Below are 12,592 nucleotides of genomic sequence, written 5' to 3' on the forward strand. Positions count from 1 at the left end.
CAGAACAGTAAAAGTGATAGAATAGTAACCATTAATTTAGTCTATAACTACTCTACGAACTGTCGCTTGATTAATTCTTAAAATATAAAGCCCTTTTGGTAAGCTATTTACCTCAAGTTCATTAGATTTTAAAGACTGAATCAATTTCCCTTGCAAAGTGTACAATTCTAGCTGTGGAACTTCAAGTAATCCTTTGATTTTAATCACTTGAGATGCTGGATTAGGATACACTGTAATCTCATTTAATTCCTCTTCTAAATCTATTCTTCTAGCATTACTACTTCCTCCTAAATCATCATTTAATGATGGACTACCCAATAACCAAAAATCAGAATTCGTTTCTTGTAACCATAAATTCTTAATGACTGGATTCTCTTCAAGTCGAGTATCACCCCAATACCCTTCATTATAAGGTTCTGCCCATTTTGCTTGTTCGTTCCAATTGGCATTGATGTAAGTGACTCCTCTTATCACATCTTCATTATCATGAATATAGTTTAGGAAAGGTGTAAACCATCTATCCCAAGCTTCTTGACCCTCTAAATTATCAAACCAAGTTCCAGGAGTAAATTGTGATTCAGCTGAAGAAAGTCCCTCTGTAAATAATGTTTTTGCTCCCTCATATGCGTAACCTGTCGATGCTCTAGACACTTTTGATGGAGTAGTATCGTATTCTGAAATTTCTAGATCATATCCTTGTGGTGCAGCTTCACAAATCATCACAGGTTTGTTGTGTGATCTGGCAAAAGCTAACATTTCATCGGCTAAATCATCTTGATTAGGAAGATTAGGAACGTCGCTAAAACCAAAATAATTATCGGCTTCAGAAGGTGAGATAAACCAAGAGATGCCACACCAATCCACATAATCATCACCTGGATACCATCCAGAGATGTCTTCTCTTGCAGCAGCTAAATTTCCATCATAATCAAAATATCCATCCAAAACATCGTCTACTGGGGATGTTGACGCTTGCCAAACATAAGCAACATTATTTACCCCTCTAGCATCCATACCATCTACAATGTGTTGCCAAGCAGCAATGTATTCGTTTTGTTTATGATATCCACATGGATACGTTCCTCCAGCATTTTCTTGGGAGTTCCAACGACCATCGAACTCGTATCCAATTCTTAGGTAGATTTTCTTTTCTGGGAAACTGTTACAGAATAAAGCCAATTTATCGATATTCGCTTCGTATTGTCCATTTGCGATGCCCAATAAACCACCCTGATTCCAGTTTTCAGTAATCGACATGGCTAAAACTAAAGCCGATTGATCCCAACCTAATGCTGTACTTGATGCATTTAATGGCCCTGATCCCCAATCAGTATCCACACCTGTAAAGTTACCTGCATTATCCATTCCAGTGGCTCCATAATTAATTCCATAATTGTCAATAGTTAACATGTAAAAAGCAATGTAGGCTACGGCTGCAGCAGGTTCTGGCAAATTGCCATTTCTATACCCAGACATTGCCGCTAAATCTTGTCCAATGGCCAATAAAGTTTTTCCATTTTGAGGGGTGAATTTTCCTTCAATTTTTGTCGTTCCAACAGGTGGTTCCACTACTGTTTCTTCTTGAGTAGTCCCTATTACCTCAGTACCTAAATCGCTTACCCCATCATTATTTACTGCTCTAACAGCAACATAATAAGAAGTATTTGAAGTAAGATTAGTGATTGTTGATGAGTTCGTACTCACTGAAATACTATCCGAATACACTCCAGACTGATTACCGTATAAAACAGTATAAGAAGTGGCTTCTGTTACTTCCGACCAACTAATTGATAAACTAGTTGTTGTGGATGAACCCACTAAAATATTCTGAGGAATTGAAGGAGGGTTTACGGTTACAGGAGGTTCAATTGGAGGGTTTTCACCACCACAACCAGTAGTTAGAATTTGATATAAATTAGGATCAGCATGTTGATACTTTCCATTGTTCATTTCGTTATTCCATTGGGTAGCAATGTATGCATTTCTTTGAACTCTTGTATCTCCCCAATATCCGTTACCAGCATCCGGCCACTTCCATTGTTCCTGAGATTGCCAATCGGCATTGATATAAGAAATTGCTCTTACTACGTCTGCATTTCCTTCTACAAAAGGAAGTAATTGATCCGCAAAATACTGATTCCACATCTGCTCTCCTGTCATTGGTGTTTTGTTCCCTGGATTGTCGTAAGTGGTAAATGTATTTTCATCAAAATCATAATATTGAGCAGAAACTTCTGCCATCATCACTGGCTTGTTTTTGGTACGTGCAATATCTAATAACGTCTGTAAGTTTGGTCCATTAAATCCTTCATCATAAAAGAAGAAAGATAAACCAACATAATCTACATAGGCATCACCAGGGTACCAAGCCTCAATTGGATTCCCATTATAGGTAAATCCATAAGCAGCCGATTGCCACACGTAAGCTACATTTTCTACTCCTGCAGCATTTAATCGATCTACCAAATATTTATAGGCATTAATGTATTTTTGTGGATCGTAATGGTTCCATTGACCATCAAATTCATACCCTACTCTTAAGAATATTGGTGTGTTGCTATTTCTTTTCACAAAGTTGGCAAATTTATCAATGGACGCATCGTATAAACCATTCACTATATCCGTTAATCCATTCGGATGATCCTCTCCTACACCATCATTATCTTCTACCATATATAACCCAATAGCAACGGCTGCACCAGGGTATTTATCAATACCACATTGGATACACATATCTCCACTACCGTAATTGTTTACCGATTCCAAGCCAGCAAAATCATATATATTAGTGTAGTTAGTAAAGCCTCCAATAGAAGGGAAAAGGCCACTTGATGTGTACTCATCTACTGAGTTATTATCCTGACCAAGGAACATCAAAATTTTACCATTTTTAGGCGTGAATTTTCCGCTTACTTTTCCTTGCTCATCAATTGCCCCACTACAGCTTGATCTGATTTTAGTAATTGGATTCGACGATTTTGATCCATCCTCATTGCTTACCGTTAAAATATACTGATATGTGATGTCTTCTAATGGATTGGATTCTTCATAACTATTACCTGTTACCTCAAAAGATGTATTCGATAATTCTGTACCATTATCTTTAGTAATTACATTCAAAATATATACATCGGCATTCACCACAGTATTCCATTGTAAGGTCCATGCATTTTGGGTTGTATTTGATGTAAAATCGATAGCACCCAATTCGTTTGTTGGTGGTGGCAATTGATCATCCAAAGTGGTTACTGAAACGACATTACTTTGATCAGAAATTAAACTTCCATTTTCTGCCACTACATGATATTGATACGTTTGATTCGGCTGTAAAGAGTTATCAGAATAAGTAGTGACATTTGCACCTAAAGTTGCGGTTGGAGTATTATCTCTATAGATCACAAATTGTTGTTCATCTGCACTATTATCTACCCAATTCAGAATTACCGAATTGGTTGTAATTTCTGATGCATTTAAATTGCTTGGAGCATTTGGAGCCGTTTCTTCTGGAGGTGGTGTTTCTGTACAACCACCGGATTGTGCCTGCGTAGCATCTTCCCAACATCTTCCACATGCCTCAAAAGGATGTGAAGGCGGACAGTCTTGTGCAAGTAACACATTACTGAAAATCATCATCAAAGTGATGATAAATGATAGTTTTTGTTTCATACTTTATTTAGTTTAACCTATTCACAACTGGTGAATTCTTATTTATTACTTGGGGCAATACTAGAGTATGAAACTTGGAAAAAAGAATTCTTGGGTACTTCAAAAACTTTCAAGAATTCACGATTAGCCACGAGTTAATGAAGTATTTTAGAAGATTATTCTTAGAAATATGCATGAAAATGAAGATTATCATTCCAAGGATAATCTATTTTCGAGACTCAAAAATTATGGGTTTTATAATTGTTAGACGTACATCAAAAGTAGTCGTTTGATGTAGTCATTTGTTTAAAAAATCATCTGACGTAGTCAAATTACTCCAAAACAAATTCAACTGTTAAGGAATCTATGGTATCAGATAATGCTTGATATACTTCCTCTTTTAATGCTCTGAATCGATCTACTTTTATAGTTCCTGCATCTACATTGACATAGACCAATACTAAGAAACTACTTCCCATTTTGGAAATAAATATTTCTGTATTATCAAATTCTTTGCATACTAAAGAGGATACTTTTTCTTCAATTTCGATTCTTAATTCTTTGTCTTGAAGCACTCCTCCACCCAATTCAACAAAGGCATCTTTTATGATATCAAAAGGAGATTTGATCATCATTAAACACATGACTAAAACGACTATAGAATCTCCTGTATATCTTAAAAATCCGAAGAAAGAGTTTTCGTTGATAAATGAAAATGACACCAAGGCCACACCCGAGAATAAAGAAAGAAATCCATCCAATTTTAAAGAGGCCACTTCCACTCTCAAAATATCACTTTGATTATTCATTGATTTATTCTTAGCATTAGCATAATAAGCCATTCCAAAACAGAGAATTACCATGGCAATAATATAATATACTATTGGACCTGTTTTTACTAACGGAATGTCCTCTCCTTGGAAATAATTGATGATTTTTAGAGAATTCTGAAAAGAAGCACTCAAAATAACGCCCAATATCAAAAAGCCTTTAAATAATACGAAAAAGGCCTCGTAAGAGTATTTACCAAATGGAAAAGTCGCCGTTTTTTGATGCTTCGCCCTAGAAATAAATTCAGCTGCAATCGTCACTAAAACAGCGATAAATGAAAAGTTACCGTCCAAAAGCATGGCTTCTGAACCTGTAATATCAAAAGTAATCCATCCTCCAATGGCCATCAAAAGATTGATGAAGGCACCGATTCTTAATGTTGTTATTTCTATTTTCTGAAAATGATTCATAGTCTCTAATTAGTATTCAATATCAAAAGGGAAATCTCCGTATTGAACCCCTAACCTTCGATGACTTTATCAGATTGTTCTTCTTGTATGACACTTGATTTCTTTGAGTAACGATTAAATACTATCAGTAGTATTAATGAAGCGGCAACACCTATCCCTAATGATAAATTATAATCCAATCCGAATCCTTCAGGACTAACAAAAATAAAAGTAACGACCACTACAGTCATAAACATTGCAGGTATTAGTACTAATAACACACTCTTTGCTTGTTGGTGCAGATAAACAACGATAGTCCATAAAACAATAGTGGCCAAAACTTGATTGGACCAACCAAAGTACCTCCAAATAATTTGAAAATTAATTTGGGTAAGTAATAAAGCGACAATGAAAATGGGAATAGTGACTATAATCCTACTTTTGATCGTATCTTGTTTATAGTTAAAAGCATCAGCTACCATAATCCTCACACTTCTGAAAGCGGTATCTCCTGAGGTTATGGGTGCTGCAACCACTCCAAAAATGGCTAAAACACCACCTACTCTTCCCAGCATCGTATTACAAATAATGTTGACCACCCATGCTGCATTATGTCCTTCTTCAGCCATAGTTTCACCCAACTGACTTACCCCTCCAAAAAAGGCCATGGCTGCTGCTGCCCATATCAGAGCTACAATTCCTTCTGTAATCATTGCACCAAAGAAGATCACTTTTCCTTCTTTCTCATTCGACATACATCTAGCCATTAAAGGTGATTGAGTGGAATGGAAACCAGAAATTGCTCCACAAGCGATAGTGATAAATAACATTGGAAAAACTGGAAATTTATCTGGTTTTGTATGCACATTTGTGAAACTAGCCATGGTAAGTTCTGGAATATCATACGTTCCCATCAATAAATTGATAAGTAACCCCACTGCCATAATTATTAATGATATTCCGAAAACAGGATATATTTTACCTATCAGTTTATCGATAGGGATCATGGTTGCTAATAATATTACAGCTATAAGAATGGGTATCTCTATATCTACCAATCCGTTTAAGATGGTTGCTGGACCTTTCACAAAAACAACTCCTACAAGAATGAGTAAGACGACAGAAAAGATTCTCATGAATTGTTTCATTCCTAAACCCAGGTATTTGCCCACAATTTCTGGAATGCTCGCACCATCATGTCGGATGGACAACATCCCTGAAAAATAATCGTGCACTGCTCCAGCGAATATACAGCCGAAAACAATCCACAAAAAGGCGACTGGTCCCCAAAGTGCACCAGATATTGCTCCAAAGATAGGTCCTAACCCCGCTATATTTAAAAATTGGATCAAGAAGATTTTCCATCTTTTTAATGGAACATAATCTACACCGTCTTGTTTTGTAATGGCTGGAGTTGGTCTGTTTTCGTCTGCTCCAAAATGTTTTTCAACAAAGTTCCCGTAAATAAAATAAGCACCTACTAAAAGCGCTATGCAAGTTAAAAAAGTGATCATGTGATGTTGTAATTGTCAATAGCTGGGTGAAGATAATTATAAAAGAGTAGCATTAATAATGTCTCATAAATTATTTACGCTCAGATACATTTCAAGTCTCAAAATGACTTAAAATGTATTTCCCAACGTCTTGAATTCCTATCTAATTCGAATAGGTATGTACACTATTCAACCCTGAACTCATATAATTTAAACCAAACCAACAGATGAGTAACAAAATAAATGAACCACTTAAAACAAGGGTATGAAATGTCTTATGTTTAGGTAAATAATGTCTTATGTGGATATAACCCAAATAAGCTAACCAAGTGATTAAAGCCCATGTTTCTTTAGGATCCCATGTCCAATAATGTCCCCAAGCTTCTTTTGCCCATAAACCACCAAATATTAAACCTAGGGATAAAAACCCGAAACCTATATATACATAATTATCGGCCATATATAGCACATTAATTTCCTTGTGTTGGACATACTTTTGGAAGATTCCTTTAAGCCCAATTAATGCTGATCCACCTAATAGTGCATAAGAAAATATATAGACAATAACATGAGGTACAAACCATGGACTTTGCAATGCAGGCATTAAGGCTTTCTGGTAATTTTCGGGATGCATTACATTGATCATCAAGAAGACGATTCCCATTATTAAACTATAAATAATAATCCAAGAGTACCGCCATCTGTAATAAGCAATTAATCCAATGATTGGCATAAACAAACTGTACCATAACCTTGTCTCACCTAAAGTACGAAGTGGTGGCCTATCTAATTCCATCCATAAACTGATAATGAAATAAGCCATTCCTAATACTCCAATTATAGTAATCGATGAAGCATATTTCTCATACCCCTTTGTAAGATAAAGTCCGCTACTTAGAGTCCATAAAAGAACACAAATTATACTGATATATATAAACTGATCCCACATATATTTATTGCTTAATTATTTTTTGATCCTTTCCCTTCCATATCAAATAAAATGCACCTAAGATCATTAAAAATAGGCCGAAGTAGACAATGGGTAACCAAGGGTCTTTTACTATCTCAACAATTGAATAATTGGACCATTTCCCTAATTTATCATTGTAGCTAAATTGGTAAACTTCCCACCCTTTTATAGATAAAGGATGATTGACATCCACTTCCATAATTTCTAGATCTCCATTATCGGTATACACCTTTAACTCTGAGGCAAATCTTTTTGGTTCAGGAGGTAATAACGCCAAAGAATATTGATTATTTAAGTCTAATGTCTGAACATTTTGATATGTATTTTTTGCTCCTATCCAACCTTCTTTAATCGCTCCATCAATGATCACTTTTACATAAGATGCAGTAGTAGAACCTATCTCATTAGAAGTTAAATAGACATTATCTTCACCTTTAAAAGCTTCAGGTAGATATTGAGTTACTTGAATATCAAAGTTTAAAATCTTTTGATGATTACCTGTTTTTGCTTCAAAAAAATTATTGGCTGATGGAATGAATTCACCTTTCTGCTTATCAAATAATGCGATATTCGATGGAAACACCTCCATTTTGAATTTCAGTAATTCAAATGCAAATGGTAATTCTATGGTTTCATCATTTTGATTTTGAGCCGTAAAGACCACTTCACTGTAAGGTAAATACATTTTTAGTCGTTGCAAATCAGACGATCCTAAACCTCCAGCTAATAATGCCAACCAAAGTCCAAAATGATTCATCAGAAAACCAATATTCGATTTCTTAAATGGTATTGTTCTTTTTAATGTAACAAAGCCTAAAGCTGTTAAAAAGAAAAACATAACCAATAAAAAAGGAATACTTTGTGTGATTTGATGTAAACCTAAAAAGGTATAAACGTTATTGTTTGAGGCCTCTGTTTGTGGAATAAATCCTAACAAAATAGTATAGAACAAAACAAAGAGTATCGATACAATTGATGCCGGAATACTACAAAACCAAACCACTACTTTTGACTTCCTGAATAACAAAAAGGAAATCAATAATAGATTAAAGTAACCTAATCCAAAATACACATTAAATGGATATTTTATAGCAGCTAATGTGAGCCTTGGAAATAGATTCTGCAAAATCACTCCCAATAAAAGTAAGGCTATGTGAACCACCAAAGCCACTTTATAATTATAAAGCTGCTTCGGTGAAAGATTTAATAAGTTTGACATATCAATTTAACTACACCCTCCCTGAATTTTAACTTTCTTCTTCACTCTAATCACAGGTTTCTGTTTCATTTTAAGTGCCAAAACTGGTAATTGTATTCTAGCTTTATCCCTAAATCGTTTATTAAATTGATCCTGCATACTTGGATTATCGGGTAATTCTTGAGGTGTCATTATAGTAGTGTAGAAACTATTGACACTACCCTCCAGTACATATACATTATTATAATTAAGTTTATTCATGATGTAATACGCACTTTTTGCCTCGTCCATATTATCCGCATAAATTACAGTAATTTTTGATGGATCATTAAACATTACCTCGTACTTTCTATCTTGAATAGAATCTAAGGCTATGTTAAACGATGTAGGAATATTTTGCTTTGCAAATAATGATTTATCTCTCAGATCGATCACATTAACGGTACTGTCCTTTTCTTGTTGTAAGAGTTTATATGCGAGTTTATCATGAGAATAGTATCTAAAATCTGTGTTCTCCAATACTTTATCAGATTGACTTTGATGTACTAATCTTTCTGATTTATCTGGAGTGAAATTCACCCATAAAGCAATTATAGAAAAGATGACACCGAAGCTTCCGTAAGCCAACTTCAGTTTGTTTGATTTTAAGATTTTATCTTCTCTATCATTTACTTTATTTTCGATAAAATAGGTGGCAACAAATGCCATTAACGCGACTAAAGTGAGAAGAACTGTGAATGTTTCTTTTGTAACACCAAGCACTTCATAAGCGGTTAAACCACCCAGATTATTTGATGAATAAATAGACTCATACAACGGAAAGAATTCTCCAAAAAGATAAATACCAATGCCACCTCCCAATACAAAGACCATAGCATCAATCCTACCTACTGTTGCACCTACAATACTTGTGCCTGGACAAAACCCGCCAATAATAAAGCCTAATCCCATAATACCTCCACCGATCATGGCAGAGTAAAGAAAAGTAGGATTAATGTATATCAAACTAAGGTCTAACCACCCTAATTTGGCAAAAACCATTACACCTAACATGGCAGTAACACCTGCAGTAAAAAATACTCTAAGTACAGTAAAATCGTAACCGTAAAACAAACCTGCTAATTTTTTTGTCGATGAAAAGCCAGCCTGTTCTAATGCGAACCCAAAACCAAAACCTACCAATAAAGCGACTAATAAGTTAAGGTCTGTATTAATTATTTCTGGAACTAATGGAGCAATCATTATCGTATTATTTTATATCCAAAGTTTTCTAAAAGTATAAGCGAAAAGGTAGGCACCACCAAAGATGAAGAGCATGGTAAGAATACCGCCTGCAGACATTACCGACATACCACTTAAAGCTGCTCCACTGGTACATCCTCTTCCAAACTGAGAACCTATTCCAAACAAGGCTCCACCAACAAGTGCAGCTATTAATCTTGTTTTATTGGATATTTTTGGTCCTTTTTGAATTTCAAAACGCATTCTTCCTGCGGCAATACCGGAGAAAAGAGCTCCGAGGATAACACCCACGACTTCAAAAACCAACCACGATTTTAATGGTCCTCCATCTTCATGGGCTTTCGCATAATTTGCATAGTAAGGGACTTCTTGATAATGTGTTGGTGCCACATTAGAAACAGTTTCCATCACTACACTTTTAACAGCACCACTTGCTCCCAATCCTCTTCCGGTGAGATATATAGCACCCAATAATACTAATCCGAGTAGAATCCCAGCTAAATAGGGATTCATAAATTTATCTTTTTTCATAACCTATTTGCTTTAAATTTCTACTACTTCTTTTTTCTTTTCTTCTTCTACTTCGATTTCTTCGTAGCCTGTGATCATGGCTTTGATATTTTCAGTGACGGTATGTCCTGTAGTGGTCATATACACATGTACTATAACAAACTGAACCAAAAAGTAAGCGCCTAGTGTATGCCAAAAAGCGATACTATCTAAACTGAAAAATTCTATGGAATGAAGTTGTCCTCCATACATAAATCGGAACAACATATAAAGTACCCCTGTGAAAACCATTAAAGGAATAAATATCAATTTTAAACCTAAATAAGTGATGACCTGCAAGGGGTTCATTTTCTTTCTTACTGTTTTTGTCACTGGATGAGGATGACCATGAAAAATACCATACGTATAGTATTTCACCTGATCTACCAACTTATTTAAAGTGGGAATATATTGTTTCCATTCGCCTGTAGTGAAATGCCAGAAAATGGTAAAAACAATCAACACCATCAATGCAATAGAAGACCAATTATGAACATTGACTGCATTTTCGAATCCAAGAATTTTGTATGATCCATGAATCTCGAAGCCAGTAAACATCAATAAAGAAATCAAGGCCGCTTGTGCCCAATGCCAGAACCTTTCGAATGATTTGTATATATAAACTTGCTTTTTCATGGCATTTATTGATTAATTATTTTAAAATAAACTCGTATAATTGCATGAGTGACAACGCCTAGAATTGATAAGAGTATAAGCCATTTCCCAGCTTGATCCAACCAATCTGTAGTATCCCTGCCCGGCATATAAAAGCCCGCTAGTTGAGACAATCTACCCTCTGATGCTCTTGTATGACACTCAACACAAGACATACTATTTTCTTTAGGAGATACCATGTGATTGATCGGCCAATACATTTCTGTTTTGGCAAAATCCACTTTCCCACTAAACGGTAACCCTAGCTTTTTCTGTCCAATTCTTGAGGCTTCTATCCAATCAAAATCTGTCCAATACGCGCCCGATCCTTTTTCTGGATTAAAAGTATATGGTTGTATTAAAATCTTATTTTCTGGATCATATGGTTGTACTGCTCGATGGACTTTAACCGGAATAATTTTTCCATCTGCATAACTACCGTGCAATGTATTTATCTGAATAGGTGATAACGTGTCTGCTTTATCACCAAATACGTAATGGTCTGCTGTACCATTAAAGAAAATATATTCTGGTTTTACGTTCTTTTCCCAACTGAATGATCCTTTGATCGATAAGTAATCATGATTCCCCATTTCATCTTCAGTATGATAAGGTTTACCATCTTTCAACTTACCGGCAGTTGACCAATCCCATGTCATCTTTGTTGCATTCTCTTTTGCATAAGTAGGAATATGACAAGTCTGACAAGCAATTTTTTTCGTATGACTATTTAATATGTCATTTTGATGTGCTATTGTAGTATGACAATCTTCACAAGTCGCTCTATTTTTATTCTCTGATGATAAAGAATACAATTTACCTTTAATGTTATGATTCTCTGCAACATGACAATCGGTGCAAGATAAATCGATACCATCCGAAGCCATATGTACATCTACCTCTCTAGAGCAATCCAATTGAGCCACTTCTAGGTCACCATGTTTTACATTATTACCTCCTCCAGAAAAGAAGTGGCAAGTGCCGCAATTTGCTTTTGAGGTATGCCCAACACTCTGAGCCACCAATTTTAAATCAACTTTATCATTAGGTTTGCCCCAACCACCATTTTTAATATAATCGTCTACACCATTATGGCAAGCAAGACAATCGACGTTCTTTTCCGTTGCAAAAAATGCATCATTCTTTTCGTATCCATACCCAATATGGCACTTAGCACAGGCTTGTTCATTGCCGGTAGCACCAATACAAAAATTATTGATAATGTTTTTCTTTCCAAGGTAAGTAACTCCTCGACCTTCGATGTATTCTTCTCTTTCCCAATTCCAGTGGTTCGATTCCATGACTTCATGATGTCGTTCCTGATGACAAGAGATACAAGCGGTCGTTACATCCGTTGGATTGGTAAAATCTTGTTGAAGAATTTCGAACTTACTGTGATCTACAATTTTCTTTTTTTTCTTGGAAAACTTTTGTTTCAATTCAACTAAGTTGGTGTTTGCTTTTGATGATTCCACATCAGACCAAAATACGTTAAATAATACAATAGCTAGAAAGTTAAAGAAAACAATAATTAGTATATTTTTTTTCATTTAGCTTACTGTTTTTTTGTTTCATTTCTTATTGTAAATTTACGCACTCAAGAAGCCCATTTTGTTGACTT

9 protein-coding genes are annotated in these 12,592 nt (G+C 35.3%); all 9 read right to left on the bottom strand.

Features of this window, described 5'->3' with window-relative positions; genetic code table 11:
* Positions 1–36: 36 nt before the first annotated feature.
* The 9 genes from MY04_RS24840 to MY04_RS24880 all read right to left on the bottom strand — a co-directional run bounded on the left by MY04_RS24840 (position 37) and on the right by MY04_RS24880 (position 12,521).
* A complete protein-coding gene (locus MY04_RS24840) occupies positions 37–3,666 on the bottom strand; it encodes a fibronectin type III domain-containing protein (RefSeq protein ID WP_066215357.1) in 3,630 nt (1,209 codons plus the stop codon).
* A gap of 311 nt (positions 3,667–3,977) precedes the next feature.
* The gene (locus tag MY04_RS24845; protein WP_066215359.1) at positions 3,978–4,886 is read right to left on the bottom strand and encodes a cation transporter; all 909 of its coding nucleotides are present in this window, start codon (positions 4,884–4,886) and stop codon (positions 3,978–3,980) included.
* A gap of 50 nt (positions 4,887–4,936) precedes the next feature.
* The gene (locus tag MY04_RS24850; RefSeq protein ID WP_066215361.1) at positions 4,937–6,379 is read right to left on the bottom strand and encodes a carbon starvation CstA family protein; all 1,443 of its coding nucleotides are present in this window, start codon (positions 6,377–6,379) and stop codon (positions 4,937–4,939) included.
* Between the two features lie 142 nt (positions 6,380–6,521).
* Positions 6,522–7,307 (bottom strand): cytochrome c biogenesis protein CcsA, encoded by a 786-nt coding sequence (ccsA, locus tag MY04_RS24855; protein ID WP_066215363.1) that lies wholly within the window; start codon positions 7,305–7,307, stop codon positions 6,522–6,524.
* Between the two features lie 4 nt (positions 7,308–7,311).
* Positions 7,312–8,547 carry a cytochrome c biogenesis protein ResB gene (locus MY04_RS24860; protein WP_066215365.1) on the bottom strand — a complete coding sequence of 412 codons (1,236 nt, stop codon included), beginning with the start codon at positions 8,545–8,547 and terminating at the stop codon, positions 7,312–7,314.
* A 6-nt stretch (positions 8,548–8,553) separates the two neighbouring features.
* Positions 8,554–9,768: a rhodanese-like domain-containing protein gene (locus tag MY04_RS24865; protein ID WP_084006121.1), complete on the bottom strand. Its 1,215-nt coding sequence runs from the start codon at positions 9,766–9,768 to the stop codon at positions 8,554–8,556.
* Between the two features lie 12 nt (positions 9,769–9,780).
* Entirely contained in the window at positions 9,781–10,299 is a 519-nt protein-coding gene (locus tag MY04_RS24870) for a YeeE/YedE thiosulfate transporter family protein (RefSeq protein ID WP_066215367.1), read from the bottom strand.
* A 12-nt stretch (positions 10,300–10,311) separates the two neighbouring features.
* Entirely contained in the window at positions 10,312–10,953 is a 642-nt protein-coding gene (locus MY04_RS24875) for a cytochrome b/b6 domain-containing protein (protein WP_066215369.1), read from the bottom strand.
* A 5-nt stretch (positions 10,954–10,958) separates the two neighbouring features.
* Complete coding sequence (locus MY04_RS24880; protein WP_066215371.1) at positions 10,959–12,521, bottom strand: tetrathionate reductase family octaheme c-type cytochrome; 1,563 nt, start codon at positions 12,519–12,521, stop codon at positions 10,959–10,961.
* Positions 12,522–12,592: the final 71 nt, after the last annotated feature.

Source organism: Flammeovirga sp. MY04, assembly GCF_001682195.2.
Lineage (GTDB): Bacteria > Bacteroidota > Bacteroidia > Cytophagales > Flammeovirgaceae > Flammeovirga > Flammeovirga yaeyamensis.

What these genes read in the sequence shown, in the direction of transcription:
- MY04_RS24845 (WP_066215359.1), bottom strand. Translation starts at nt 4,886, where the DNA reads ATGAATCATTTTCAGAAAATAGAAATAACAACATTAAGAATCGGTGCC.
- ccsA (WP_066215363.1), bottom strand. Translation starts at nt 7,307, where the DNA reads ATGTGGGATCAGTTTATATATATCAGTATAATTTGTGTTCTTTTATGG.
- MY04_RS24865 (WP_084006121.1), bottom strand. Translation starts at nt 9,768, where the DNA reads ATGATTGCTCCATTAGTTCCAGAAATAATTAATACAGACCTTAACTTA.
- MY04_RS24850 (WP_066215361.1), bottom strand. Translation starts at nt 6,379, where the DNA reads ATGATCACTTTTTTAACTTGCATAGCGCTTTTAGTAGGTGCTTATTTT.
- MY04_RS24860 (WP_066215365.1), bottom strand. Translation starts at nt 8,547, where the DNA reads ATGTCAAACTTATTAAATCTTTCACCGAAGCAGCTTTATAATTATAAA.
- MY04_RS24880 (WP_066215371.1), bottom strand. Translation starts at nt 12,521, where the DNA reads ATGAAAAAAAATATACTAATTATTGTTTTCTTTAACTTTCTAGCTATT.
- MY04_RS24875 (WP_066215369.1), bottom strand. Translation starts at nt 10,953, where the DNA reads ATGAAAAAGCAAGTTTATATATACAAATCATTCGAAAGGTTCTGGCAT.
- MY04_RS24840 (WP_066215357.1), bottom strand. Translation starts at nt 3,666, where the DNA reads ATGAAACAAAAACTATCATTTATCATCACTTTGATGATGATTTTCAGT.
- MY04_RS24870 (WP_066215367.1), bottom strand. Translation starts at nt 10,299, where the DNA reads ATGAAAAAAGATAAATTTATGAATCCCTATTTAGCTGGGATTCTACTC.